The 25,315-nt window shown below is 74.6% G+C and carries 26 protein-coding genes and 1 pseudogene; 7 read left to right on the top strand and 20 right to left on the bottom strand.

Annotated elements, in window-relative coordinates:
* Positions 1 to 169: helix-turn-helix domain-containing protein (locus tag ICW40_RS08545; RefSeq protein WP_221653411.1), on the bottom strand; the 169-nt coding region annotated here is incomplete at its 3' end.
* A 90-nt stretch (positions 170 to 259) separates the two neighbouring features.
* On the opposite strand from ICW40_RS08545, the pseudogene ICW40_RS08540 reads away from it, so the two are divergent.
* Positions 260 to 1,054 (top strand): annotated as a pseudogene (locus ICW40_RS08540) (EamA family transporter); the annotation flags it as partial.
* Between the two features lie 80 nt (positions 1,055 to 1,134).
* Here ICW40_RS08540 and ispF read toward each other — a convergent pair.
* From ispF to ICW40_RS08525, 3 genes are read right to left on the bottom strand one after another with little or no spacing between them, the layout of a single operon-like run.
* Complete coding sequence (gene ispF, locus ICW40_RS08535; protein WP_221653410.1) at positions 1,135 to 1,635, bottom strand: 2-C-methyl-D-erythritol 2,4-cyclodiphosphate synthase; 501 nt, start codon at positions 1,633 to 1,635, stop codon at positions 1,135 to 1,137.
* A gap of 32 nt (positions 1,636 to 1,667) precedes the next feature.
* Complete coding sequence (ispD, locus tag ICW40_RS08530; RefSeq protein WP_221653405.1) at positions 1,668 to 2,408, bottom strand: 2-C-methyl-D-erythritol 4-phosphate cytidylyltransferase; 741 nt, start codon at positions 2,406 to 2,408, stop codon at positions 1,668 to 1,670.
* A 46-nt stretch (positions 2,409 to 2,454) separates the two neighbouring features.
* Entirely contained in the window at positions 2,455 to 2,937 is a 483-nt protein-coding gene (locus tag ICW40_RS08525) for a CarD family transcriptional regulator (protein WP_199422771.1), read from the bottom strand.
* A 204-nt stretch (positions 2,938 to 3,141) separates the two neighbouring features.
* Here ICW40_RS08525 and ICW40_RS08520 point away from each other — a divergent pair, with 204 nt between their 5' ends.
* On the top strand, positions 3,142 to 3,708 hold the full coding sequence (locus tag ICW40_RS08520; protein WP_221653404.1) for a hypothetical protein: 567 nt from the start codon (positions 3,142 to 3,144) through the stop codon (positions 3,706 to 3,708).
* A 52-nt stretch (positions 3,709 to 3,760) separates the two neighbouring features.
* Here ICW40_RS08520 and pstB read toward each other — a convergent pair whose 3' ends face one another.
* The 6 genes from pstB to ICW40_RS08490 all read right to left on the bottom strand — a co-directional run bounded on the left by pstB (position 3,761) and on the right by ICW40_RS08490 (position 9,801).
* Positions 3,761 to 4,540 carry a phosphate ABC transporter ATP-binding protein PstB gene (gene pstB, locus ICW40_RS08515; RefSeq protein WP_221653403.1) on the bottom strand — a complete coding sequence of 260 codons (780 nt, stop codon included), beginning with the start codon at positions 4,538 to 4,540 and terminating at the stop codon, positions 3,761 to 3,763.
* 46 nt (positions 4,541 to 4,586) lie between these two features.
* Positions 4,587 to 5,552, bottom strand: a complete 966-nt coding sequence (pstA, locus tag ICW40_RS08510; protein ID WP_221653402.1) for a phosphate ABC transporter permease PstA — start codon at positions 5,550 to 5,552, stop codon at positions 4,587 to 4,589.
* The gene (pstC, locus tag ICW40_RS08505; protein WP_374199140.1) at positions 5,552 to 6,643 is read right to left on the bottom strand and encodes a phosphate ABC transporter permease subunit PstC; all 1,092 of its coding nucleotides are present in this window, start codon (positions 6,641 to 6,643) and stop codon (positions 5,552 to 5,554) included. Before pstC ends, pstA begins: the two co-directional genes overlap by 1 nt.
* An 86-nt stretch (positions 6,644 to 6,729) precedes the next feature.
* The gene (gene pstS, locus ICW40_RS08500; protein WP_221653401.1) at positions 6,730 to 7,842 is read right to left on the bottom strand and encodes a phosphate ABC transporter substrate-binding protein PstS; all 1,113 of its coding nucleotides are present in this window, start codon (positions 7,840 to 7,842) and stop codon (positions 6,730 to 6,732) included.
* 130 nt (positions 7,843 to 7,972) lie between these two features.
* Positions 7,973 to 8,659 (bottom strand): response regulator transcription factor, encoded by a 687-nt coding sequence (locus tag ICW40_RS08495; RefSeq protein ID WP_221653400.1) that lies wholly within the window; start codon positions 8,657 to 8,659, stop codon positions 7,973 to 7,975.
* Positions 8,656 to 9,801, bottom strand: a complete 1,146-nt coding sequence (locus ICW40_RS08490) for a sensor histidine kinase (protein WP_221653408.1) — start codon at positions 9,799 to 9,801, stop codon at positions 8,656 to 8,658. The genes ICW40_RS08495 and ICW40_RS08490 overlap by 4 nt, the downstream gene beginning before the upstream one ends.
* Before the next feature lie 177 nt (positions 9,802 to 9,978).
* Here ICW40_RS08490 and phoU point away from each other — a divergent pair, with 177 nt between their 5' ends.
* A complete protein-coding gene (phoU, locus tag ICW40_RS08485; protein WP_221653399.1) occupies positions 9,979 to 10,659 on the top strand; it encodes a phosphate signaling complex protein PhoU in 681 nt (226 codons plus the stop codon).
* Positions 10,660 to 10,661: 2 nt separating this feature from the next.
* Here phoU and ICW40_RS08480 read toward each other — a convergent pair whose 3' ends face one another.
* The 5 genes from ICW40_RS08480 to ICW40_RS08460 form a co-directional block, all read right to left on the bottom strand.
* Positions 10,662 to 11,120, bottom strand: a complete 459-nt coding sequence (locus ICW40_RS08480; RefSeq protein ID WP_221653398.1) for a VOC family protein — start codon at positions 11,118 to 11,120, stop codon at positions 10,662 to 10,664.
* Positions 11,121 to 11,506: 386 nt separating this feature from the next.
* On the bottom strand, positions 11,507 to 12,247 hold the full coding sequence (locus ICW40_RS08475) for a phosphoglyceromutase (RefSeq protein ID WP_221653397.1): 741 nt from the start codon (positions 12,245 to 12,247) through the stop codon (positions 11,507 to 11,509).
* 115 nt (positions 12,248 to 12,362) lie between these two features.
* Complete coding sequence (gene mshA, locus ICW40_RS08470; protein ID WP_221653396.1) at positions 12,363 to 13,634, bottom strand: D-inositol-3-phosphate glycosyltransferase; 1,272 nt, start codon at positions 13,632 to 13,634, stop codon at positions 12,363 to 12,365.
* 154 nt (positions 13,635 to 13,788) lie between these two features.
* A complete protein-coding gene (locus tag ICW40_RS08465; protein ID WP_308121712.1) occupies positions 13,789 to 14,877 on the bottom strand; it encodes a lactonase family protein in 1,089 nt (362 codons plus the stop codon).
* 217 nt (positions 14,878 to 15,094) lie between these two features.
* Positions 15,095 to 16,381 carry an ROK family transcriptional regulator gene (locus ICW40_RS08460; RefSeq protein WP_221653394.1) on the bottom strand — a complete coding sequence of 429 codons (1,287 nt, stop codon included), beginning with the start codon at positions 16,379 to 16,381 and terminating at the stop codon, positions 15,095 to 15,097.
* Positions 16,382 to 16,471: 90 nt separating this feature from the next.
* On the opposite strand from ICW40_RS08460, the gene xylA reads away from it, so the two are divergent.
* Together xylA and xylB are read left to right on the top strand one after the other, a co-directional pair.
* Positions 16,472 to 17,659 (top strand): xylose isomerase, encoded by a 1,188-nt coding sequence (gene xylA / locus ICW40_RS08455; protein ID WP_221653393.1) that lies wholly within the window; start codon positions 16,472 to 16,474, stop codon positions 17,657 to 17,659.
* An 83-nt stretch (positions 17,660 to 17,742) separates the two neighbouring features.
* Entirely contained in the window at positions 17,743 to 19,212 is a 1,470-nt protein-coding gene (gene xylB, locus ICW40_RS08450) for a xylulokinase (RefSeq protein WP_221653392.1), read from the top strand.
* Between the two features lie 79 nt (positions 19,213 to 19,291).
* Here the strand turns inward: xylB and ICW40_RS08445 are convergent, their stop codons facing one another.
* The 4 genes from ICW40_RS08445 to nadC all read right to left on the bottom strand — a co-directional run bounded on the left by ICW40_RS08445 (position 19,292) and on the right by nadC (position 22,364).
* Positions 19,292 to 19,642 (bottom strand): histone-like nucleoid-structuring protein Lsr2, encoded by a 351-nt coding sequence (locus ICW40_RS08445; protein WP_221653391.1) that lies wholly within the window; start codon positions 19,640 to 19,642, stop codon positions 19,292 to 19,294.
* Between the two features lie 100 nt (positions 19,643 to 19,742).
* Positions 19,743 to 19,907 (bottom strand): hypothetical protein, encoded by a 165-nt coding sequence (locus tag ICW40_RS08440; protein ID WP_221653390.1) that lies wholly within the window; start codon positions 19,905 to 19,907, stop codon positions 19,743 to 19,745.
* Between the two features lie 44 nt (positions 19,908 to 19,951).
* Positions 19,952 to 21,412 (bottom strand): lysine--tRNA ligase, encoded by a 1,461-nt coding sequence (lysS, locus tag ICW40_RS08435; RefSeq protein WP_221653407.1) that lies wholly within the window; start codon positions 21,410 to 21,412, stop codon positions 19,952 to 19,954.
* A 49-nt stretch (positions 21,413 to 21,461) separates the two neighbouring features.
* Positions 21,462 to 22,364, bottom strand: coding sequence for a carboxylating nicotinate-nucleotide diphosphorylase (nadC, locus tag ICW40_RS08430; RefSeq protein WP_221653389.1), 903 nt, complete (start codon positions 22,362 to 22,364; stop codon positions 21,462 to 21,464).
* A gap of 90 nt (positions 22,365 to 22,454) precedes the next feature.
* On the opposite strand from nadC, the gene ICW40_RS08425 reads away from it, so the two are divergent.
* Together ICW40_RS08425 and ICW40_RS08420 are read left to right on the top strand one after the other, a co-directional pair.
* Positions 22,455 to 22,781 carry a rhodanese-like domain-containing protein gene (locus ICW40_RS08425; protein ID WP_221653388.1) on the top strand — a complete coding sequence of 109 codons (327 nt, stop codon included), beginning with the start codon at positions 22,455 to 22,457 and terminating at the stop codon, positions 22,779 to 22,781.
* Between the two features lie 20 nt (positions 22,782 to 22,801).
* Entirely contained in the window at positions 22,802 to 23,572 is a 771-nt protein-coding gene (locus ICW40_RS08420) for a hypothetical protein (RefSeq protein ID WP_221653387.1), read from the top strand.
* Here ICW40_RS08420 and ICW40_RS08415 read toward each other — a convergent pair.
* On the bottom strand, positions 23,569 to 25,315 hold a 1,747-nt coding region (locus tag ICW40_RS08415), incomplete at its 5' end, for an L-aspartate oxidase (protein WP_260458964.1). The two genes, ICW40_RS08420 and ICW40_RS08415, sit on opposite strands and share 4 nt — an antisense overlap.

The following is a 25,315-nucleotide window of genomic DNA, read 5'->3' as shown; positions in this document are numbered from 1 at the left end:
GCCGGACGCCCCGGCCGACGCGCTCGACGAGCGTGACGCCCGCGTGCCGCTGGAGCGCGGCGAGCTGCTGCGACACGGCCGACGGCGTGAGGTGCAGCGCGCGGGCCGCCGCGGTCACGCCGCCGCGCTCGTGCACGGCGCGGAGCGTCTCCAGCTGGCGGGCGTCCATGCGGCGACCCTACGACCGTGAAGTTCGGCTGCACAGTGGTTTCAGCACGATTCGCTGGTGCTGCAGGGTCGGCAGCCCCACCATCGAGGCATGAGCCTGCGCGACCGCCTCCTCGCCGCCGTCGTCGCCGTGCTGTGGGGTGCGAACTTCACCGCGATCCACGCGTCCCTCGAGCACTTCCCGCCGTTCTTCCTCGCGGCCCTGCGGTTCGCCCTCATCGCCGTGCCGACCGTGCTGCTCGTGCCGCGCCCGAGGGTGCGGCTGCGCTGGCTCGTCGGCTACGGCGTCGGCTTCGGCGTGCTTCAGTTCGCGTTCCTCTACCTCGCCATGACGACGGGCATGCCGGCCGGGCTGAGCTCCCTGGTGCTCCAGTCCTCCGCGCCCTTCACGGTCGTCCTCGCGGCGTGGCTGCTCCGCGAGCGCCTCACCGGCCGCCAGGTGCTCGGCGTGCTGCTCGCCGTCGCGGGGCTCGCGGGCATCGCGGCGCACCGCGGGCTGGTCGGGGGGAGCGCGGCGCTGCTGCCGGTGCTGCTCACCGTCGCAGGCGGGCTCGGCTGGGCGCTCGGCAACCTCGCGTCACGTCAGGCCAGGCCCGACAGCCCGATGCGGCTGATGGCGTGGATGTCGGTCGTGCCCGTGCTGCCGCTCCTCGCCCTCTCGCTCGTGCTCGAGGGCCCCACGGCGATCACGCAGTCGCTCACGACGCTCGACGCGCCGACCGCGGGGCCGGCGCTGCTGGGCCTCGCCTACACCGTGCTCGTCGCGACGGTCGTCGGCACCGGGCTGTGGACCACGCTCCTCGCGCGCAACCCGTCGAGCAGCGTGGCCCCGTTCTCGATGCTCGTGCCGGTCGTCGGCATCGCGGTCGCGGGGCTCGTGCTGCGCGAGCGCACGGAGCCGCTCGAGCTCGCGCTCGGTGCGCTCGTCGTCGGCGGCGTGCTGGTCGGCAGCGTGCGCCGCCGGCCTCAGGCCGAGGTGCCGGGGCTCGGCACCACGAGCGCCGTGGCGAGCGCCGCGACACCCTCGCCGCGGCCCGTGAGGCCGAGCCCGTCGGTCGTCGTCGCGGAGACGTGCACGGAGGCGCCGACGGCGGCCGACAGCGCGGCCTCGGCCTCGGCGCGCCGGGGTCCGAGCCGCGGGCGGTTGCCGATGACCTGGACGGCGACGTTGCCGATCTCGAAGCCCGCCACCCGGACGAGGCGCGCGGCCTCGCCGAGGAGCGCGGCACCCGGGGCCCCGGCCCAGCGCGGGTCGCTCGTGCCGAAGGTCGACCCGAGGTCGCCGAGCCCCGCCGCGGCGAGCAGCGCGTCGGCCGCGGCGTGCGCGGCGACGTCGGCGTCGGAGTGACCGGCGAGGCCGCGCTCGCCCGGCCAGTGGAGGCCGGCGACCCACAGCTCGCGCTCCTCGTCGGGACCGGCGAACGCGTGCACGTCGACGCCGATGCCGGTGCGCGGCAGTCCCGGCAGCCCTGACGGTCCCGGAAGCCCGGACGACGCGGTCACCGGTCGGTACCCGCGCGGCTCAGCAGGCGCTCGGCCAGCTCGAGGTCCGCGGTCGTCGTGATCTTCAGCGCGTGCGCGTCCCCGACGACGACATGCACGGGGAGCCCGAGGTCCTCGACGAGGCCGGCGTCGTCGGTCGCCGCCGTCGCCTCGTCGTCGGCGCGGTGCCTGCCCGCCTCGTGAGCGCGGCTCAGCACCGCCCACGTGAAGCCCTGCGGGGTCTGGACGGCCCGGAGGGTGCGACGGTCGGGCGTGCCCGTGACGCGACCGTCCTCGTCGACGACCTTGACCGTGTCCGCGACCGCCAGGCCGGGGACGACGGCCCCGTGCCGGCGTGCGCCGTCCACCACCCGGCGGACGGTCGCGTGACCGACGAGCGGCCGCGCGGCGTCGTGCACGAGGACGACGTCGTCGGCGGCGAGGCCCGCGTCGCCGAGGGACGCGAGGCCGGCCGCGACCGACGCCTGCCGGCTCGGGCCGCCCGGGACGACGTCGACCTCGCAGCGGACCCCTCCGTGGACGGGTCCGCTGCGGACGGTCGCGAGGGCGCCGGCGACGTCCTCGACGGACGCCGCCGGAGCGGTCACGACCAGCCGGTCGAGCGCCACGGCACAGAGCAGCGCGCGGGCCGCGTGGACGACGAGCGGCTCACCGGCCAGCTCGACGAGCGCCTTCGGGCGGTCGCTGCCGAGGCGCGAGCCGCTGCCCGCTGCGGTGAGGATCGCGACGGTGCGCACGCGGCGGAGGCGAGGTCAGGACCGGGCGGTCAGGGACGGGAGGCCGTCAGGACGCGAGCACCTCGTCGAGGATGGCCTCGGCCTTCTCCTCCTCGGTGTGCTCGGCGAGCGCGAGCTCGGACACGAGGATCTGGCGGGCCTTGGCGAGCATGCGCTTCTCGCCGGCGGACAGGCCGCGGTCGGCGTCTCGGCGCGAGAGGTCGCGGACGACCTCGGCCACCTTGATGACGTCACCCGAGGCGAGCTTCTCGAGGTTCGCCTTGTAGCGGCGCGACCAGTTGGTCGGCTCCTCGGTGTACGGGGCCCGCAGCACGTCGAAGACGCGCTCGAGACCCTCCTGCCCGACGACGTCACGGACGCCGACGAGGTCGACGTTCTCCGCCGGGACCTCGATGGTGAGGTCACCCTGAGCGACCTTGAGCTTGAGGTAGAGCTTGTCCTCGCCCCGGATGGTGCGGGTCTTGATCTCTTCGATCAGCGCTGCCCCGTGGTGCGGGTAGACAACGGTCTCGCCTACGGTGAAGGTCATGTGGAGGCGTCCCCTTTCGCGGATGCCCATCTTACCATGCCTTTTGCCGCCCCGAACCGGCCGCGGGGAACATTTGCGCAGGTCAGAGGCGGGTGCGCCTCGCCGAGGGCCCGTGGCGGCCGGGACGCACCCCCGCGGCGGGGCCCGTCCACCGGCCAGCCACTAGGCTGGCCGCCAACCGATCGCCGCGTCCCAGGAGCCTGTGTGAGCAAGCGTGTGACCACCCGCCACCGTCGCGCCGTCGTCACGGCCGTCTCGTCCGCGACCGTCGCGGCCGGGCTCCTGCTGAGCGGCTGCTCGGCCACCAACCCCATCACGACGCAGGCCAACTACGAGGCCTCCGACGGCGTCCACATCGAGGTGGGCGACCTGCGGCTCGGCAACGTCCTCGTGCTCTCGGCGGGCGGCGGGGAGCCCGGGACCGTCGTCGGATCGGTCACCAACGACGGCGAGGACGCCCGGGTGACGATCACGGTCGGCGGCGAGGAGGTCGTGAGCCTGCGTGTCCGCTCGGGCGCCACGGTGCTCATGGGCGGCGCCGAGGGCGAGGTGGTCGAGGTCGAGAGCGTGTCCGAGCCGGCCGGTGCCTACGTCGACGTCACGGTCACGACGGACGCGGGCAGCACCACGACCGGCGTCCCGGTCCTCGACGGCACGCTCCCCGAGTACCGCGAGTACGCGCCGGCACCCGAGCGGCCCGAGAACGACGAGACGCCCGAGGAGACCACCGAGCTCGGCGACGAGGGCGCGGACGGCAACACCGAGAACTGACGCCCGGCTCGACCGAGCCGCTCGGCACGCGCGAGCGGCCCGGCGAGAGGGCTCAGCCGAAGCGGCCGGAGATGTAGTCCTCGGTCGCCTGCTGGGTCGGCGTCGAGAACATCGTCCGGGTGTCGTCCATCTCGACGAGCCGTCCCGGCTTGCCCGTCCCCTCGATCGTGAAGAACGCCGTGCGGTCGCTCACGCGCGCGGCCTGCTGCATGTTGTGGGTGACGATGACGATCGTGTAGTCGTCCTTGAGCTCGGCCATGAGGTCCTCGATGGCGAGGGTCGAGATGGGGTCGAGCGCCGAGCAGGGCTCGTCCATGAGCAGCACCTGCGGCTTGACCGCGATGGCCCGGGCGATGCACAGGCGCTGCTGCTGGCCGCCGGACAGGGACGAGCCCGGGCGGTCGAGGCGGTCCTTAACCTCGTTCCACAGGTTCGCGCCGCGCAGCGAGGACTCGACGAGGTCGTTCGCGTCGCCCTTGGAGATGCGCCGGTTGTTGAGCTTCACGCCCGCGAGCACGTTCTCCGCGATCGACATCGTCGGGAACGGGTTGGGTCGTTGGAACACCATGCCGACCTGGCGCCGCACGGCGACGGGGTCCACGCCGCTGCCGTACAGGTCGACCCCGTCCATGAGCACGGTGCCCTGGACGCGAGCGCCCGGGATGACCTCGTGCATGCGGTTGAGAGTCCGCAGGAACGTCGACTTGCCGCACCCGGAGGGGCCGATGAGCGCGGTGATCGACCGCGGCTCGATCGTCATGCCGACGTCGGCGACGGCTCGGAAGCTGCCGTAGTAGACGTCGAGGTCCTTGATGTCGATGCGCTGTGCCACGAGGGCGTCCTTCCGGGGTTGGGCTGAGAGATCGGTGGCGGACGGCTCAGTGGCCGGCCTTGGGCGCGAACCAGCGGGCGACGAGCCGCGCGAGGAGGTTGAGCGCCATGACGATGAGGATGAGGGTGAGGGCGGCGGCCCAGGCGCGGTCGATGTTGACCGTCGCGATGCAGTCGGTCGCCCCCTCGGTGCACGGCACGAGACCCTGGGCGTACTGCCGGAAGACGTAGACCGGAAGGGTCATCATGCGGCCCTCGAACACGTTGGTGTTGATCGAGTCGATGACGCCGACAGTCACGAGGAGCGGCGCGGTCTCGCCGATGACGCGGGCGACGGCGAGCATGACGCCCGTGACGATCCCGCCCACGGCCGTGCGCAGCACGACCTTGACGACCGTGAGCCACTTCGGGACCCCCAGCGCGTAGGAGGCCTCGCGCAGCTCGTTCGGCACGAGCCGCAGCATCTCCTCGCACGAGCGCACGACGACGGGGATCATCAGCACCGACAGCGCGACCGCGCCCACGAGCCCGAACCGGACGCCGGGGCCGAAGAACACCGCGAACAGCGCGTAGGCGAACAGGCCCGCGACGATCGACGGGATCCCCGTCATGACGTCGACGAAGAACGTCACGGCACGTGCGAGCGGGCCGCGCCCGTACTCGACGAGGTACACGGCCGCCATGATGCCGATCGGCACGGAGATGACCGCGGCAGCACCCGTCACCAGGACCGTCCCGACGATGGCGTGGTAGATGCCACCGGCGTCCATGCCGCCGAAGACGCCGCGCATCGAGACCGTGAGGAAGTACGGCGAGAGGCGGCCGATCCCGTTGCTCACGACCGTCCAGGCGAGCGAGATCAGCGGGACCAGCGCGATGGCGAAGGCGAGCGACACGACGACGGTCATCGCGCGGTCGGTGAGGCGGCGGCGGGTGTCGGCCGTCGTCAGCAGGGCGCGCGTCGAGGCGTTGCCGGTGCCGGGCGCGGGGGTGGTCGGTGCAGCGGTGGCCATCAGTTCGCTCCGGAGAAGTCCTTGCGCCGGGAGACGACCCAGCGCGCGGCCATGTTGACGGCCAGGGTGATGACGAACAGGGCGAGGCCGGTCGCGATGAGAGTGCTCACGCCCAGCGGGTTGGCCTCGGGGAACTGGTTCGCGATGTTCGCTGCGATGGTCTGGTGCCGACCCGCCTGGAGCAGCTCGAACGCGTACGTGAAGCCGGGCGAGAGGATCATCAGGACCGCCATGGTCTCGCCCAGCGCCCGGCCGAGGCCGAGCATCGACGCGCTGATGAGGCCCGAGCGGCCGAACGGCAGCACGGCCATCCGGACCATCTCCCACCGCGTCGCGCCGAGCGCCAGGGCAGCCTCCTCGTGCAGACGCGGCGTCTGGAGGAACACCTCGCGCGAGACCGCCGTGATGATCGGCAGGATCATCACGGCGAGGACGACGCCGACGGTCATGACCGTGCGCGGCGGCTGGCTGGCCGGTCCTGCGAAGAGCGGGATCCAGCCGAGGTTGTCGGCGAGCCAGGTCCAGACCGGGTACAGCCGCGGTGCGAGCCACACGACGCCCCACAGGCCGTAGACGACGCTCGGGATCGCCGCGAGCAGGTCGACCACGTACCCGAGCCCCGACGCGATCCGGCGAGGCGCGTAGTGCGAGGTGAACAGCGCGATCCCGACGGCGAGCGGCACGGCGATGACGAGGGCGATCACGGCCGCGAGCACGGTGCCGAAGATGAGCGGACCGACGAAGCCGAGCAGGGTCTGCCCCTCGGGGAACCATTGGATCCCCTCGCTCAGCTCCTCCGCCGACGCCGTCATCGCGGGCCATGCGCGCAGCACGAGGAAGACGGCGACGGCGGCGAGCACCACGAGGATCGTGGCGCCCGCACCCGTCGCCGTCATGGCGAAGAGTCGTCCTGCGACGTCGGGCCGTGCCCGTGTGCCGGTGCGGCCCGGGTCGCCGTTCTCGTTCGGCGTCGTGCGTGGCGTCGTCGGCCCGGCGGCGTCGGCCGGCCCGGTGGGGTCGGCGCGATCTGCGGCCGGCGGTACGGGGTCGGACTGGGCGGTGCGGACCAGCCGGGGGGTGCTGCTGCTCACGGGGGCTCCGGGGAGGTGGCGGTCGGAGGGCGGACGGCGCGCGGTGGCCGGCCCGGGATCGGGCCGGCCACCGTGCTCACGTCCGGTCAGGCGATGGACTCCACGACTGCCTCCACCTCGGCGCGCAGGGCGTCGGAGATCGGGGCGGCGCCGGCCGCCTCGGCGGCCGCGGTCTGGCCCTCCTCGCTGGCGACGTACCCGAGGAACGCCTTGACGAGCTCGGCGTCGGCCGGGTCGTCGTACTCGGTGCAGGCCAGGGAGTAGGAGACGAGGACCAGCGGGTAGGCGCCGTCGGCCGTCGTCGTGCGGTCCAGCTCGACCACGAGGCTCGAGTCCGGGCGGCCCTCGGCCCGCGGGGACGCGTCCACGACGGCGGCCGCGGCCTCGGGCGAGTACGGCACGTAGGCCTCGCCGACCTTGACGGCGACGGTGCCGAGCGAGCCGGCCTTCGACGCGTCGGCGTAGCCGATCGTGCCGTCGCCGTCGGTCACCGTCTGGACGACGCCCGAGGTGCCCTGCGCGGACTGACCGCCGGAGACGGGCCAGTCGCCGCTCGGCTCGTGCGGCCACGCCTCGGGCGCGGTCGCCGAGAGGTACTCCGTGAAGTTCTCGGTCGTGCCCGACTCGTCGGAGCGGTTGACCGGCGTGATGGGCTGGTCAGGGAGCTCGACGTCGGGGTTCTCGGCCGCGATCTCCGGGGCGTTCCAGGTCGTGATCTTCTGGTCGAAGATCCCGGCGATGGTGGCGGGGGACATGTTGAGGGAGTCGATGCCCTCGAGGCTGAAGATGACGGCGATCGGGGAGATGTAGAGGGGCAGCTCGGCGGCCTCGCCGCTCACGCAGCGCTCGGCGGCCTGGGCCAGCTCCTCCTCGTCCAGCGCGGCGTCCGAGCCGGCGAACTGCGTGCCGCCCTCGAGGAACTGGGTGCGCCCGCCGCCCGAGCCGACCGGGTCGTACGCGACGGAGACGTCCGGGTTGGAGCTCTGGAACCCGGCGATCCAGGCCTGCATCGCGGACTCCTGCGAGCTGGCGCCGGCGCCCTCGAGCTGTCCGCTGAGGGTCGAGACCTCCTCGGTGTCGGGCGAGCCCGAGGCGGTCGCGCCGCCGACGGCGTTGTCCGAGCCGCACGCTGCGAGGGTCAGCGAGAGCGCGCCGATGGCGACCACGGTCGCCGGCCGGCTGAGTCGGTCGATCTTCACTGTGTTCCGTCCTGTCGATCGGTGCCCGGGGCGGTCTGCCCCTGACACCCGAGGACGGTAGGTAGCGCGGGTGACCGGCCGGCCGGTACCCGGTGAACGCCGGGTGAACAGGACGGGACGGTTGCGACCGTCAGTCGTCGGCGAGCTTGTAGCCGAGGCCCCGGACGGTCTGCAGGCGCACCGGGTTGCCCGGGTCCGCCTCGATCTTGGCGCGGATGCGCTTGACGTGGACGTCGAGCGTCTTGGTGTCCCCGACGTAGTCCGAGCCCCACACGCGGTCGATGAGCTGGCCGCGGGTCAGCACCCGGCCCGCGTTGCGCATGAGGTACTCGAGCAGCTCGAACTCCTTGAGCGGGAACGCCGTGGGCTGCCCGTCGACCACGACCGTGTGCCGCTCGGGGTCGAGCTGCACGCCCCCCACCTCGAGCGCGTCGTCGTCGGCGGCCTCGGGCGCCTCCGTGCGCCGGCGCAGCACCGCACGGATCCGGGCGAGGAGCTCGCGCGACGAGTAGGGCTTCGTCACGTAGTCGTCGGCGCCGATCTCCAGGCCCACGACCTTGTCGATCTCGCTGTCCTTGGCCGTGAGCATGATCACGGGGACGGTGCTCGTCTGCCGCAGCCGGCGGCACACCTCGATGCCGCTCAGCCCCGGGAGCATGAGGTCGAGCAGCACGAGGTCCGCTCCCCCGCGCTCGAACTCGTCGAGCGCCTCCGGTCCCGTCGCGGCGACCGAGACGTCGAACCCCTCCTTGCGCAGGAGGTAGGACAGCGGGTCGCGGTAGGACTCCTCGTCCTCGACCACGAGGATGCGCGTCATGCGCCTTCTCCTTCTTCCGGCACGCCGGCGGACGCCAGCGGGAGTCTGATGGTGAACGTCGAGCCCTGACCGGGCTCCGACCACACGGTGACCTCGCCACCGTGGTCCGCGGCGACGTGCTTGACGATGCTCAGCCCGAGCCCCGTGCCGCCCGTGTCCCGCGACCGTGCCTCGTCGACCCGGTAGAACCGCTCGAAGAGGCGCTCCTGGAGGTCGGCCGGGATCCCGATGCCCTGGTCGACGACGGCGACCTCCACGAGGCCGTCGTCGCGCCGGACCGTCGTGCCGACCGCGATGCGGGTGCCCGGGTCCGAGTACGCGATCGCGTTGTCGAGCAGGTTCCGCACGGCGGTGACGAGCAGGTCGTGGTCGCCCCAGACGAGCGCGCCCCGGTCCCCACCCGACTCGAGCACGATCTCCTTGGCCGCGGCACCGGTGCGGGCGCGGTCCACCGCCTCGTCGACGACGTCGTCGAGCGGCACGGCCCGCGCCTGGCCGAGCGGGTCCTCCACCTGGAGCCGGGAGAGCTCGATGATCTCCTGCACGAGGTGGGACAGGCGCGTGGACTCGGTCTGGATCCGCCCCGCGAAGCGCCGCACGGCCTCGGGGTCCTCGGCGGCCTGCTCGACCGTCTCGGCGAGCAGCGCGAGCGCCCCGACGGGCGTCTTGAGCTCGTGCGACACGTTGACGACGAAGTCGCGGCGGATCGCCTCGACCCGGCGCGCCTCGGTGCGGTCCTCCGCGAGGACCAGCACGTGGCGGATCCCGAGGGGCGCGACGCGCAGCTGGAGCAGCACGGTCCCCGACCCGAGCGGGCCGCGGGGCAGCTCGAGCTCGGCGTCGCGGATCTCGCCGTCGCGCGCGACGGCGTCCAGGAGCGTGCGGACGTCGTCGTGCTCGACGCGGTCGCTGCGGACGAGCCCGAACGCATGGGCGGCGGCGCTCGCGCGCACGACGGCGCCGTCGCGCGTCGCGACCACGGCGGCCGACCGCAGCACCGCGAGCACCGCGGCGGCGCCCTCCTCGAGGCCGTCGCTCGGCGCGGTCGTCACGGCGCGCTGCTCGCGCTCGCTCACCCGGAAGGCGAGGGCAGCGGCGAGGCCCACAGCGAGGCCCAGGAGCCCCGCGACCAGGGCCGTCATCCCGTCGATCACGCGCTCACCCTACGGTCGGCCGTGCCGCCCGCTCGACGACGGGCGCCCCGTGCAGCGGGCGTCCGGCTGATGTTCACCTCGGGGTGGCCGACCGTTCACCTCCGCCTGCGACCGTCGCGGCTGGAGCGCGCACGGCCTCGTGCACGCGGGACGGACAGGACGGGCATGCGGGACATCTTCACGGCCGAGCTGGCGGCACTGGGCGAGGACCTCACGGCGATGAGCCGGCTGGTCGAGTCGGCGATCGCGTCCGCCGGGACCGCCCTGCTCACGGCGGACCTGCCGCTCGCCGAGACCGTCATCGCCGACGACCACACGATCGACGCGATCGAGCGCGACCTCGACGAGCGGTGCGTGCTGCTCATCGCGCAGCAGCAGCCGGTCGCGCGCGACCTGCGCGTCGTCGTCTCCGCGCTGCGCATGAGCGCGTCGCTCGAGCGGATGGGCGACCTCGCCCGGCACATCGCCGAGGTGGCGCGCCTGCGCTACCCCGCGACCGCCGTGCCCGAGGCCCTGCGCGGGACGTTCACCGAGATGCACCAGGGCGCCGTCGCGGTGTCGCAGCGCGTGACCGAGGTGCTCGCCTCGTACGACCTCGAGCAGGCCGCCGAGATCGAGCGCGCCGACGACGTGCTCGACCGGCTGCACGCCCAGACGTTCGGCGCGACGCTCGGCGGGACCGTCGGCGGCGCGCACAGCGGGGCGGGCCCGCTCACCGCGCAGGAGACGGTCGACGTCACGCTGTGCGCGCGCTACTTCGAGCGCTTCGGGGACCACGGCGTCGCCGTCGCGCGGCGCGTCGTCTACCTGGTCACGGGCGACTTCGCCGACGAGCGCGGCGCCTGACCTCAGCGGGCGTCGGCGGGGGCGTCCACGAAGACCGTGACGTGGACGCCGTCGGGCGTGTCCAGCCGCGCGTTGAGCGAGTCCCACGGCGTGCGCGTCGGCTCGGCGACCACCGTCGCACCGCCGGCGGTGAGGTCCCCCGTCGCGCGCGCCGCGTCGTGCACGCCGAGCGCGACGCGGAGCGTGCCGGCGACCCGACGCCCGACCTCGACGTCGTCGATGTAGGCGGCCTGGTCGGCGTCGACGAGCTCGATGGTGGCGCGACCCGCCTCGAGCAGGACGACGCGCCCCTGCTCGCCGCTGAAGTCGGCCGCCTGCGGCAGCCCGAGCGTGTCGCGGTAGAGCGCCACCGCTGCGTCGAAGTCCTGGACGGTCATCACGAGCCGAAGCTCGTGGACCTGCGACCCGTCGGGGTCGAGGCGCTGCGTCGCCGGGTGCTGGGCGGTGTCGTCGGTGCTCATGACCGTCCCAACCCCCGCCGCACCCCGCGCGCTTCCCGCCTCCCCCGCCTCCCCCGCGCCTCCCTCGCTCCTCGCGCCGGCCGCGCGTGTCGCCCACCCGCGCCGTCAGTGCGGGCGATGTGATCGGTGTGGCTGGTGAAGCTCGGGTCATGTCGCTCCAGCCACAGCGGTCACACGCGTCACATCGGCCGCACCGACGGCTCCGCCCGCCACGCCGGCGGACCGGGGGACGTGCGACGGTCCGCCACCCGTGTTGCGGCGGACCGGGGGTGGAGTGCGACGGTCCGCCACCCGCGGGGCGGCGGACCGGGGGTGGACCGGGGTGGACGTGCGACGGTCCGCCACCCGGAGGGGGTGGCGGACCGTCGGGGTCGTGCGGAGGTGCGTCAGCGGCCCTGGTTCGCGACCGCCTTGATCGCCTCGGCGGCGGCCTCGGGGTCGAGGTACTGGCCGCCGCGCGTCACCGGCTTCAGCGTGTCCTCGTCGAGCTCGTAGCGCAGCGGGATGCCCGTCGGGATGTTGATGCCCGCGATGGTCTCGTCGTCGATGTCGTCGAGGTACTTGACGATCGCGCGGATCGAGTTGCCGTGGGCCGCGACGAGCACGGTCTTGCGCTCCCGCAGGTCGGAGACGATCGCGCTCTCCCAGTACGGCAGCGCGCGCTCGAGCACGTCCTTGAGGCACTCGGTGCGGACGGTCGGCTCACCGGCGTAGCGCGGGTCGGCGTCCTGCGAGTACTCCGAGCCCAGCTCGATCTCCGGCGGCGGCGTGTCGTACGAGCGGCGCCAGAGCATGAACTGCTCCTCGCCGAACTCGGCGAGCGTCTGCTTCTTGTCCTTGCCCTGCAGCGCGCCGTAGTGGCGCTCGTTGAGCCGCCAGCTCCGCTTGACCGGGATCCAGTGCCGGTCCGCCGCGTCGAGCGCGAGGTTCGCGGTCGTGATCGCGCGGCGCAGCAGCGACGTGTGCACGACGTCGGGCAGCACGCCCGCGTCGGTGAGCAGCGTGCCGCCGCGCTTCGCCTCGGCCACGCCCTTCTCGGACAGCGGGACGTCGACCCAGCCGGTGAACAGGTTCTTGGCGTTCCACTCGCTCTCGCCGTGGCGGAGCAGGACAAGGGTGTAGGTCATGCGTCCATCCTGCCGCACGGCCGTAGGACGCACCCCGGGACGTCCGTCCACCAGACGGCAGCGGCTCTCGGGGTCGCCGCCGCGGTCCGGCCGGCGCGACGCCCGGAGCCGGTCGTCAGGCGCGCCGGTCCTCGGCCAGCTCGTAGACCTTGAGCATCGCGGCCGCCGCGGCGTCCCACCCGAGCCCGCGCGCGTGGCGGCGCGCGCCCGCACCGAGCAGCTCGCGACGCGCGGGGTCGGCCAGCAGGTCGGCGAGGGTCCGCGCCCAGTCCAGCGGGTCGTGACCGCGCACGAGGACGCCCGTGACGCCGTCGACGACGACGGTCCGCAGCCCGCCGACGCCCGCCGCCACGACGGGCGTGCCGCAGGCCTGCGCCTCGGCCGCGACGAGGCCGAATGACTCGCTGCGCGAGGGCACGGCGACGACGTCGGCCGCGCGGTACCAGCGCCCGAGCTCCGAGCGCGCCACGGGCGGGCGCAGGACGACGCGGTCGGCCACGCCGAGCCGCGCCGCGAGGGCCTGGAGGTCGTGCACGGCGCACTGCCCGCCGCTCGCACCGCCGAGCACCACGAGCAGCGGCACCGGGAGGCCGCGGTCGCGCAGCTCGGCGAGGGCGCGGACCAGGACGTCGGGGGCCTTGAGCGGCTGCACCCGGCCGGCGAAGAGCACGACGTGCTCGCGCTCCGGCAGGCCGACCTCGCGCCGCGCGCGGAGCTGCGCCTCCCGCCGCCCGCCCGCGCCCGCCCCCGGGGCGTCGTCGGGCCCGAACAGCTCGAGGTCCACGCCCGGCGCGACGACGTGCACGGCGTCCGGCTCGGCGTCGTACAGCTCGATGAGGTCGCCCGCCTCCTCGGCCGTGCTCGCGACCAGGGCGTCGGCGGCCGCGACGACCTGCTCCTCCCCGATCACGCGACCGACCGGCTCGGGCGAGTCCCCCGGCGCCAGCGCGGCGTTCTTGACCTTGGCGAGCGTGTGCATCGTGTGGACGAGCGGCACGGCCCAGCGGTCCGCCGCGAGCCAGCCCACCTGACCGGACAGCCAGTAGTGCGAGTGGACGACGTCGTACCAGCCGGGCGAGCGGCCGGCCTCGGTGCGCAGCACGCCGGCGGTGAAGGCGCACAGCTGCCCGGGCAGCTCGGTCTTGTCGAGCCCCTCGTAGGGGCCGGCGGGCACGTGCCGCACGAGGACCCCGTCGTCGAGCGGCACGACGTCGGGCTGGTCGGACGACGTCGCGCGCGTGAAGATCTCGACCTCGGCGCCGCGGCGAGCGAGCGCGCGGGCCAGGTCGGTCACGTAGACGTTCATGCCACCTGCGTCGCCCGTCCCGGGCTGGTCGAGCGGGGACGTGTGGACCGAGAGCATCGCGACGCGCGGGTCCGACCTCATGACGCGCTCACCGTGTGCTCCCGTGCCTGTCTCCCTGGGGCCGTACCCCCGAGGCCCTGTGTCTGTGCCGTCCGGTCCGCCGGACGACGCACCCTGCGGGGTGCGACCAGGGTCAATGATCCCGCGTCCGGGCGCTGCTCGCGCCCCGAGCCCGTCAGCCGGGCAGCACGCAGGCCGGCTGGGGCACGTCGAAGGACGCGACCACCTCGCCCGCGCGGGCGCCGTCGAGGGCGAGCGCGGTGACCCGTGCGCCGTGCTGCCCCGCGACGACGGCCCAGCCGTCGACCACCGCGAAGTGCCGCGGCCACGACCCGCCGACCGCCACGTCCGCCACGTGGTCGAGCCGTCCGTCGGGTCGCACGGCGAAGGTCGCCAGGACGTCGGCGCCCCGGACGCTGACGAGCACCCGATCGCCGTCGAGCACCACGTGCGCCGGGTACACGGCCTCGCCCGGGACGGGCGGCACGGCGCACGCGGGCAGCTGCTGCAGCTCGCGTGCCGTCCCCGTGGCGGCGTCCCACGCGAGCACGTGCAGCGTCGCGCCGAGCTCCCCGACGACGTAGAGAACGTCGCCGGCCGCACCGACGGCGACGTGCCGCGGGCCGGTGCCGGCGGGCAGGCGGTGCGCGACGCCGTCCTCGGCGAGGAGCCCGTCGGGCTGCACCCGGAAGCGCCGGAGCTCGTCCGTGCCCAGGTCGGCCACGAGCAGCAGGCCGCCCGGCACGAGGACGCTCGAGTGCGCGTGCGGCCCCTCCTGACGGTCCTCGCGCGGCCCCGACCCGGTGTGGCCGAACGTCTGCGCGGGCACCCCGGCCGCGACGACGTCGTCCGTGAAGCCGCCGTCGGCCGCGAGCGGGACGACGACGAGCGAGCCGGTCCCGTAATTGGTCGCGTAGAGCGCGCGACCGGCCGGGTCCACGAGCAGGTGGCAGGGCCAGCCGCCGTCGCTGCTCACGGCGTGCCGGCGCGTCAACGACCCGTCCGGGCCGACGGCGAACGCCGTGAGGGACCCCTCGTCCGACTCGCCGGCCGCGTAGAGGGTGCGCCCGTCCGGCGCGAGCGCCAGGAACGACGGCGTCGGGGTGGCGGCCGCGAGGTGGCCGCGCAGCTCGCCGGTCGCGGGCTCCAGCTCGACCCGCCAGACGCCCTCGCCGCCGCCCGGGGCGACACCCGGGCCGCCCACCGGGTAGGTCCCGACCCAGAGGCGGTGCGTGGTCGCGGGGGCCGCGGGGCTGGAGGTCACGGCACGCGAGCCTAGGTGACGGGGGCGGCGCGGACGGCACCCGCCCACCCGCGTCCGAGCGGAGACCGAGCAGGTCGGGTGCCGTCCTGGCGCGCCGACCGCAGCACGGCCGGCGCATTTTGTTGCCGCGATGAACATATGACCGGGGCACGTGCGGCGTCCACCGGCCGGCGTGCGCGGCGGCGGGAAGTTCACCGGATCGGGCGAGCCGCGGGCGTCAGACCTCGGCCGGGACGGGCACGACGGCATCCTCGCCCGCCCAGCCGGCCGGGTCGTCGACGAGCGCCTGCAGGACCGAGAGCGCACCGCCCGTCATCGCGGGGTACCGGCCTGCCTGCGCGACGCTGACCTCGACGCTCGACCACGCGGCCGAGATGACGCGCCGGCCGAGCTGCTCGCTCACGGCGCCGGCCAGGTGCGGTGCGAGCTCCGCGTAGATCCCGCCCAGCACGACCTGCTCGACGTCGACGACGTTGACGACGTTGGCGAGGGCGACACCGAGCGCGGCGCCGGCGACGCGGAGCGCCTCGACCGCGGCCGGGTCGGCCGCCTGCGCGGCGGCCAGCAGGCTCTCGAGCGGCTCCGCCCGGTCGAGGCCCGCGCGCCGCAGGATCGCGTCCTGGCCGGCGTAGCTCTCGAGCGAACCGCCCTCGTCGAACGCGCCCGCCGTGCCGAGGGACGTGTGGCCGATCTCGCCGCTCCACCCGTGCCGGCCGCCGAAGATCTGACCGTCGAGCACGATCGCGCCGCCGACGCCGACCTCGCCCGAGACGTAGACGAAGCTCGACGGGCCCGTGAGCCGACGTGCCCGGGCCTCGGCGCCGGCCGCGAGGTTGGCCTCGTTGCCGAGCCGCGGAGGCAGCCCCGCGAGCACCGGGTGCTGCGTGAGCAGGCCGACGACGTCCGCGTCGCGCCAGCCGAGGTTCGGCGCGGTCCGCAGCGGGCCAGTGACGTCGTCGACCAGACCGGGCAGCGCGAGCGCCGCCCCCGCGAGCGCGACGCCGTCGGCGGAGAGCCGCGCGACCACCTGCCCGGCGAGGCCCGCGAGGCGGTCGAGGACGACGTCGGGCACGCTGCCGCGGAAGTCCCCGTGCTCGACGTGCTCGGCGACCACCTCGCCGGCGAGGTCGACCGCACGGACGCCGAGGTAGTCGACGTTGACCTCCATGCCGACCGCGGCGACCGTCCCCCGCGCCGGGACCAGCGGCACCGCGGGACGCCCCGCGCGCTGCGACGCGACGGGCTCGAGCTCGGTGACGAGGTCGAGGGCCAGGAGCCGGTCGACGAGGGCCGAGACGGTCGCGCGCGTCAGCCCCGTGGCGCCCGCGATGTCCGCTCGCGAGACGGGCGTCGGCGCGTCGAGGACGTGGCGCAGCGCGACACCGAGGTTGTGCTGGCGCAGGCTGTGCTGACGGGCCACCGCCTCGGACCGGCGCCCCGGTCGCAGGGCCGGGCGCGCACCGTTGCCCGAGCGGGTGCTCGCACCGGTCGTCGGGTCCGTCATGCCTTGACCCTACCGACGTCCGGGCCATATGTTTAGCCACACAACAAATCGGGGTCCACTCCCCGACCGTTCTCACCGAGGAGACGTCTGATGGTCCGCAAGCCCACCCCCGAGGACAGGTTCTCGTTCGGTCTGTGGACCGTCGGCTGGGCCGCCCGGGACCAGTTCGGCGCCGCGACGCGCCCCGACCTGGACCCGGTCGAGTCCGTGCACCGCCTCGCCGAGCTCGGCGCGTCGTACGTGACGTTCCACGACGACGACGTCGTGCCGTTCGGCACGCAGGGCAGCGAGCGCGACGCGATCCTCGACCGCTTCAAGGGCGCGCTGGCCGAGACCGGCATCAAGGTCGAGATGGTCACGACCGACACGTTCGCGCACCCGATGTTCAAGGACGGCGCGTTCACCTCGAACGACCGCCGCGTGCGCCGCTACGCGCTGCGCAAGATCCTGCGCAACGTCGACCTCGCCGCCGAGCTGGGCGCCGACACGTTCGTCATGTGGGGCGGCCGCGAGGGCGCCGAGTACGACGCCTCGAAGGACCTGTGGGCGGCCCACCAGCGCTACGCCGAGGGCATCGACACCGTCGCCGGCTACATCAAGGACAAGGGCTACGGCCTGCGCATCGCGCTCGAGCCCAAGCCGAACGAGCCCCGCGGCGACATCCTCCTGCCGACCATCGGCCACGCGCTCGCCCTCATCGCGCGCCTCGAGAACGGCGACATCGTCGGCCTCAACCCCGAGGTCGGCCACGAGCAGATGGCGGGCCTCAACTACACGCAGGGCATCGCCCTCGCGTTGTGGGCCGAGAAGCTCTTCCACATCGACCTCAACGGCCAGCGCTCCATCAAGTACGACCAGGACCTCGTCTTCGGCCACGGCGACCTGTTCTCGGCGTTCGCGACCGTCGACCTGCTCGAGAACGGCTTCCCGGGCGGCGGCCCGCGCTACGACGGCCCGGTCCACTTCGACTACAAGCCCTCGCGCACCGAGGACATCCAGGGCGTGTGGGACTCGGCGGCCGCCAACATGGCGACGTACATCCTGCTCAAGGAGCGCGCGCAGGCGTTCCGCGCGGACCCCGAGGTCCAGGAGGCGCTCGAGGCGTCCGGCGTGCTCGACCTGGCCAAGCCCACGCTCGACGAGGGCGAGACCCTCGAGGCCTTCCTCGCGGACCGCTCCGCGTACGAGGACGTCGACGTCGACGAGGTCGCCTCGCGCGGCTTCCACTTCGTGCGCCTCAACCAGCTCGCGCTCGAGCACGCGCTCGGCGCCCGCTGAGCCGAGCCCACCCGTCAGGCCCCGGAGACCGCGCACGCGGCTCCGGGGCCTGACCCGTGAAACCCCAACCCCGAGGAGAAGCGATGGCGCTCGTCGCCGGGGTGGACTCGTCCACCCAGTCCTGCAAGGTCGTCGTGCGCGACGCGGAGACGGGCGCCCTCGTGCGCTCGGGCCGCGCGAGCCACCCCGACGGCACCGAGGTCGACCCGCGCCACTGGTGGGACGCGCTCGGCACGGCGCTCGAGCCCGCGGGCGGCCTGGACGACGTCGCCGCGCTGTCCGTCGGCGGTCAGCAGCACGGCATGGTCGCGCTCGACGCCGACGGCGCGGTCGTCCGCGACGCGCTCCTGTGGAACGACACGCGCTCCGCGCAGGCCGCGCTCGACCTCATCGCCGAGCTCGGCGGCTCGGCCGCGGAGGACACGCCCGCCGACGGCGGCGCCGCCACCTGGGCCCAGGCGATCGGGTCCGTGCCCGTCGCGTCGTTGACCGTGACCAAGCTGCGGTGGCTGCGCGACGCCGAGCCGGAGAACGCCGCGCGGGTCGCCGCCGTCGCACTCCCCCACGACTGGCTGACGTGGCGCCTCGCGGGCCACGGGCCCGGCACCGGTGCGCTGGAGCGCCTCACGACCGACCGCTCCGACGCGTCCGGCACGGGCTACTGGTCGCCCTTCACCGAGGACTACCGGCGTGACCTGCTCACGCTCGCGCTCGGGCACGACGCCGTCCTGCCGCGCGTCGTCGCGCCGTCGGACGTCGCGCACGAGCTGGTGCGACCGGACGGCTCGACGCTGCTCCTCGGGCCGGGGGCCGGCGACAACGCCGCGGCCGCGCTCGGGCTCGGCATGCGCCCCGGCGACGTGGCGATCTCGATCGGCACGTCGGGCGTCGTCTCGGCGATCTCGGCGCAGCCCACGGCGGACGCGTCCGGCCTCGTCACCGGCTTCGCCGACGCCACGGGCGCGTACCTCCCGCTCGCCTGCACCCTCAACGCGTCGCGCGTGCTCGACGCCGCCGCGCGCATGCTCGGCGTCGACCACGCCGGCCTGAGCGCCCTCGCGCTCTCGGCGCCCGCGGGGGCCGACGGCCTCGTCCTCGTGCCCTACCTCGAGGGCGAGCGGACGCCCAACCGGCCGGACGCGACCGGCGCGCTGCACGGCATGCGCCTGACCAACACGACGCCCGCGCACCTCGCGCGGGCCGCCGTCGAGGGCATGCTCTGCGCGCTCGCCGACGGCCTCGACGCTCTGCGCGCCCAGGGCGTGCCCGTCGAGCGCGTGCAGCTCATCGGCGGCGGGGCGCAGTCCGAGGCCGTCCGCCGGATCGCGCCCGCCGTGCTCGGGCTCGACGTCACGGTCCCGCAGGCCGGCGAGTACGTGGCCGACGGCGCCGCGCGGCAGGCCGCCTGGGTGCTCGCGGCCCGTTCGGGGGCGACCGAGGCACCGGCGTGGGCCGGCGCGCCCGCCGAGGTCTTCACGGCGGCCGCCACCCCGGTGGTGCGCGAGCAGTACGCCGCGGTCCGCGAGCTCACCGCACGCCGCCCCGGCGCCTGATCCCGCCGGTTCGACCGACCGACGACGAGGGCCCGCCTGCTCGTGCAGGCGGGCCCTCGTGCGTGCGGTGCGGGAGGCGTCAGCGGGCGTCGAACGCCGCCTTGACCTCGGCGGGGATGCGCCCGCGCTCGTTGACCGTGTAGCCGTTCGCACGCGCCCACTCGCGGATCTCCTGGCTCTGACCGGCCGAGGCGCGGCCGGAGCCCGAGGAGGAGCCGCCCGAGCGACGTGCACCGCCGCCGCTGCGGCTGCGTCCACCCACGCGGCGGCCGTGGCCGACCCACTGCGCGAAAGAGTCACGGAGCTTCGCGGCATTCTCGGCGCTGAGGTCGATCTCGTACGAGACGCCGTCGAGCGCGAAGGAGACCGTCTCTTCCGCCTCGCCGCCGTCGAGGTCGTCGACGAGGACCACCTGGACCTTCTGTGCCATCACATTCTCTTTTCCGACTGGGGGACGAGATGTTCGCACACTATCGCGATCCGCCCGCGCCGCACGGAATTCGTCACGAGAACGCAGGGAAATTCCGCGGTCAATCCTTGGCGGCGTCCGACTTCCGCGCCTCGGCGTCGAGACGCGCGACGGCCTGCCGTTCCCTGCGGTCCGCCTGGATGATCGCCCGCATGGCGAACCAGAACACCGCACCGACCCCGATCGACGGGATCAGCGCTGCGGCGACCTGGGCTGCGGGATGCACACGGGAATTCTACGTCCGCCGCGCGCGTGGCCCGTCGCGCTGCGTCAGGAGAGCGGCTTGACCAGCGGGAACAGGATCGTCTCGCGGATGTTCAGGCCCGTGAGCGCCATGAGCAGCCGGTCGATCCCCATGCCCATGCCACCGGCGGGCGGCATCGCGAACTCCATCGCCTCGAGGAAGTCCTCGTCCAGGCGCATCGCCTCGTCGTCGCCCGCCGCGGCGAGCCGGGCCTGCGCCTCGAAACGCTGCCGCTGGATGACCGGGTCGACCAGCTCGGAGTAGGCCGTCGCCGTCTCGGTGCCGCGGATGTACAGGTCCCACTTCTCGACGGCGCCGGGGACCGAACGGTGGTCCCGGGTCAACGGGCTCGTGTCGACCGGGAAGTCGCGCACGAATGTCGGTGCGTGCAGGTGGTCACCCACGTGGTGCTCCCACAGCTCCTCGACGAGCTTTCCGTGGTTCATCCGCGCGCGGTCGACCTGGAGGTCGAACTTCTCGACGAGCGTCATGAGGCGGTCCACCGGCGTCTGCGGCGTGATCTCCTCGCCGATCGCCTCGGACAACGAGCCGTAGAGGCTCAGCGCCGTCCACTCACCGCCGAGGTCGTACTCCGTGCCGTCGGCGAGCGTGACCGTCGTCGTACCGAGCGTGTCGAGCGCGGCGGTCTGGACGAGGTCGCGCGTGAGCTCGGCCATGGTGTCGTAGTCGCCGTAGGCCTCGTACGCCTCGAGGGTGGCGAACTCGGGCGAGTGCGTCGCGTCGGCGCCCTCGTTGCGGAAGCTCCGGTTGATCTCGAAGACCCGCTCGATCCCACCCACGACGGCGCGCTTGAGGAACAGCTCGGGCGCGATGCGCAGCACGACGTCGAGGTCGAACGCGTTCATGTGCGTCGTGAACGGCCGCGCCGTCGCCCCGCCCTGGACCACCTGCAGCATGGGCGTCTCGATCTCGAGGTACCCGCGCCGGTGGAAGTTCTCCCGCAGCGAGCGCACGACGGCGGCGCGCAGCCGCGCGGTGTCCCGGGCCTGGGGGCGCACGACGAGGTCGACGTAGCGCCGGCGGACGCGCGCCTCCTCCGACAGCTCCTTGTGCAGCACCGGCAGCGGGCGCAGCGCCTTCGCAGCGATCCGCCAGTCGTCCGCGAACACGCTCAGCTCGCCGCGCCGCGAGCTGATGACGCGACCGTGCACGAACAGGTGGTCGCCGAGGTCGACGTCGGCCTTGAACCGCGCGAGCGACTCCTCCCCCACCACGGCCTGGCTGAGCATCGCCTGGAGCCGGTTGCCCTCGCCGTCCTGGAGCGTGACGAAGCACAGCTTCCCGGTGGTGCGCAGGTAGACGACGCGGGCGGCGACGCCGACCTCGACGTCCGTCTCCTCACCGGCCTCGAGGCCGGCGTGCTCGGCGCGGACCTGCGCGACCGTCGTCGTCACGGGCACGCCGACCGGGTAGGCCTCGCCGCCCTCGGCGAGGATCCGGTCACGCTTCTCGCGGCGGACGCGCATCTGCTCGGGGAGGTCCTCCGACGTCTCGACGTCGGGGGCGGGCGCGCTGTCAGCCGGGGAGGTCACCGGGCGATCCTACGAGGTCGAGCGCGAGGTCGAGGATCGGCGACGAGTGCGTGAGGCCGCCTACCGAGAGGTGGTCCACACCCGTCCCCGCGACCTCCGCCGCGACCTGGATCGTGAGGTTGCCGGTCGCCTCGAGCACGACGCGTCCGGTCTCGGGCTCGCGCGCGCGGACGGCCGCCACGACCTCCGCGAGCACGGGCGGCGCCATGTTGTCGAGCAGCAGGAACCGCGCCCCCGCGTCGACGGCCTCCATCGCCTGGGCGGGCGTGTCCGCCTCGACCTGGATCTCGACGTCCGGGAACCGCGTCCGCACGGCCGCGACCGCGGCCGCGATCGACCCGGCCGCGACGACGTGGTTGTCCTTCACCATGGCGACGTCGTAGAGGCCCATCCGCTTGTTCTCGCCCCCGCCCGCGCGCACGGCGTACTTCTCGAGCGCGCGCAGCCCGGGCGTCGTCTTGCGGGTGTCGAGCACGGTGGCACCCGTGCCCAGCAGGGCGTCCGCCCAGCGCCGGGTGTGCGTCGCGACGCCCGAGGCGCGGCAGACGAGGTTGAGCAGCGTCCGCTCGGCGACGAGCAGCACCTGCACCGGGCCGGTGAGCTCGGCGACGACGTCGTCGCGCTGCACACGTGCGCCGTCGGCGACGCGGAGGTCCACCGCGGGCGCGGCGAGGCCGAGGCGGTCGGCCACCTGCGTCAGCACCTCGGCGACCGCGGGCAGCCCCGCGACGACGCCGTCGGCCCGGGCCACGAGGTGGGCAGTGCCGGTGGCGTCGGCGGGGATCGTCGCCTGCGTCGTCACGTCGCGGCCCGGCGCCGGGCCGAGGTCCTCGTCGAGCGCGACCGTGACCAGGGTGGGGAGTCCGGGGATGTCCACGCGCGCCACGGTAGCCGCACCGCCCGCGCCGCGGGCGGGTACGGTCGGCGCAGAGCACCCCCACCGCCCGCACCGCGGGCCCCCGCACCGAGGACGGCCATGCGCGAGATCGACATCCCGACCCTGCACGACGCCCTCGCACGCGCGACCTCCGACCCGGCTGCGCCGCGTGCGACCGTCGTGGACGTGCGCGAGACGCACGAGTTCGAGTCCGGGCACGTCCCGGGCGCCGTGAACATCCCCCTGAGCGAGTTCGTCGAGCGCGTCGACGAGGTCACGTCGCTCCCGGGCGAGGTCTTCGTCATCTGCGAGGTCGGGGGCCGCTCGGCCCAAGTCACCGCGTGGCTCGGCCAGCAGGGGTACGACGTCGCGAACGTCGCGGGCGGCACGGGCGCGTGGCGCGCGGCGGGCCACCCGGTCGTCTGAGCTCGCGAGGTGGGCGGCGCATGACGGCCTTCGACAGCGGCGACGTCGTCGACGCCCTGGCCGCACGCGACCCGGCCGACGTGCGCGGCGCGACGCTGGGCTGGGCGCGCACGCTCGTGCCGGTGTGGCTGCGCGGCATCGACGAGTACGGCCGCGTCCGTGACGAGCCGGACCTGACCGCGCGCTACCGGACGTGGGCGACCGGGGCGTTCGACCACCTCGGCGCCTGGCACCGCGGCGAGCGCCCGGTCGTCAGGGCCCGCGTGACCGAGATCGACCGCGCCGTGAGCGCGCTGCGCCCGGGCGGCCTCTTCCAGCCTGCGGGCGGGCGGCTGCACGCCGTCGTGTGCGGGCACACGATGTCCGTGCTCCGCACGGCGCTGCGCATGACGTCGGGCTCGTACGCACCGAGGCAGTGGCCGAACCTCGTCGCGGGTGCCCTGGTCGACCTGGCCGCCGTGCGCACGGTGTTCCCGCTCTCCACGACGGACCTGTTCACGGTCTGGACGCACCAGGCCGGGTACGACGACGACGCGCACCACGCCGGCCGTGCTCGCCACCGGCCCTTCCTCGAGGCGGCGCCTGCGCTCGGGCTGGCCGAGCCGGCCGCGGCCGTGCTCGCCGAGGCGGGCCGCGTGTGGTCGCGCTTCTGGGGCGAGCCGGACCCCGTCGAGCTCGACGAGCAGGTGTGGACCGCCCCGGACCTCGGCTGGAACACCGACCTGCACGGTGCGCTCGGTGCCGCCCTCCACGGCGGGTCCTGGCCGGGCCTGCGCGGCGGCGGCTCCTAGACCGTCACCCCGACGGGCGACGCGTCCGGTGCCGCGTCGGGTGCGGCGAGCAGCGCGCCGTGCGTCACGTCGAGCGTCCCGTCCGGGTCAAGGCGCAGCACGACCCGCCGCAGCCAGGCCGGGTCCTGCTCCGGCACGTCCTGACGGAAGTGTCCGCCCCGGCTCTCGGTGCGCTCGAGAGCGGCGGCCGAGAGCAGGGTCGCGACCGTGTGCAGGTTCGTCGTCTCCCACTCCGCCGTCTGGGGAGCGGCCACCACGCCCGGCTCCTCGTGGGCCCGCGTGGGCACGGCGGCGAGCGCGTCGAGCGCGGCCGCGAGCCCCTCCCCCGTCCGGATGACGCCTGGGCCGCGCTGCGCGATCTGCTGCACGCGGCTGCGCGCGGCGGCCGCGACGAGCCCGGTCGCACCCGCGCGCTCGACCGGCTCGCGCTGGGGCAGGTCGCCGTCGGCCACGCGCGCCGTGATGTCCTGCGCCACGCGGTGCGCGTACACGAGGCCCTCGAGCAGGGAGTTGGACGCGAGGCGGTTGGCGCCGTGCACGCCCGTGCACGCGACCTCGCCGGTCGCGTAGAGGCCCTCGACGGTCGCGCGGCCGCGCAGGTCGGTCACCACACCGCCCGAGTGGTAGTGCTGCGCGGGCGCCACGGGCACCAGGCCGGTCGTCAGGTCGATGCCCTCCGCGAGCAGCCGCTCGTGGATCGTCGGGAAGCGTGCGCGCAGGAAGTCGGCGCCGAGGTGGCGCGCGTCCAGCAGCACGTGGTCCGAGCCCGTCGCGGCCATCTGCCGCACGATGGCGTGGGCGACGACGTCGCGCGGCGCGAGCTCCGCGAGCGGGTGCACGTCGGGCATGAACCGCACGCCGTTCGTGTCGAGGAGCATCGCGCCCTCGCCGCGCACGGCCTCGGAGACGAGCGCGAGCTGGCCCTTCACCCCGGCCCCGAGCCACAGCACGGTCGGGTGGAACTGCACGAACTCGACGTCGGCCACCGCCGCACCGGCCCGGAGCGCCGCCGCGAGGCCGTCGCCGGTCGCCTGCGCGGGGTTGGTCGAGGACTGGAACACCTGGCCGATGCCGCCCGTCGCGAGCACGACCGCCCGGCCGAGGGCCGCGCCCACGCCGTCGCGGCTGCCCTCGCCGATGACGTGCAGCGTCACGCCGCACACCGGACCGGGCCGGCCGTCCGCGTCCGGCGCGGCCGTGAGCAGGTCCAGGACCAGGGCGTGCTCGATCACCTCGATGCCGGGGTCGTTGCGCACGGCGTCGAGCTGCGCGACGAGCGCGCGCGAGATCTCCGCGCCCGTGGCGTCGCCGCCCGCGTGCACGATGCGGTCCGCGCCGTGGCCGCCCTCGCGCGTGAGCGAGATCGAGCCGTCGTCGTCCGTGTCGAAGTTCGCGCCGAGCGCGACGAGCTCGCGCACGCGCGCCGGCCCCTCGGTCACGAGCACCTCGACGGCGGTCGGGTCGCACAGGCCCGCGCCCGCCGTGAGGGTGTCGGCGAGGTGCGCGGCAGGCGAGTCGTCGGGGTCGAGCGCGGCGGCGATGCCGCCCTGCGCCCACACGGTCGAGCCGGACGCCAGGACGCCCTTGGTCACGAGGAGCACGCGCGGCACGCGCGTGCGCAGCCGCAGCGCGGCAGTGAGCCCGGCGATCCCCGAGCCCACGACGACGACGTCGGCCTGGACGGTCCAGCCCGGTGCGGGCGCGGCCAGGCCCGTGGCGAGGCGCACGGGCCCAGGCGTCGGC

The organism is Actinotalea ferrariae (genome assembly GCF_019733465.1).
GTDB lineage: Bacteria > Actinomycetota > Actinomycetes > Actinomycetales > Cellulomonadaceae > Actinotalea > Actinotalea ferrariae_A.
Note: the sequence above shows the minus strand (reverse complement) of the source record. Positions and strands in the feature narration are given on the sequence as shown.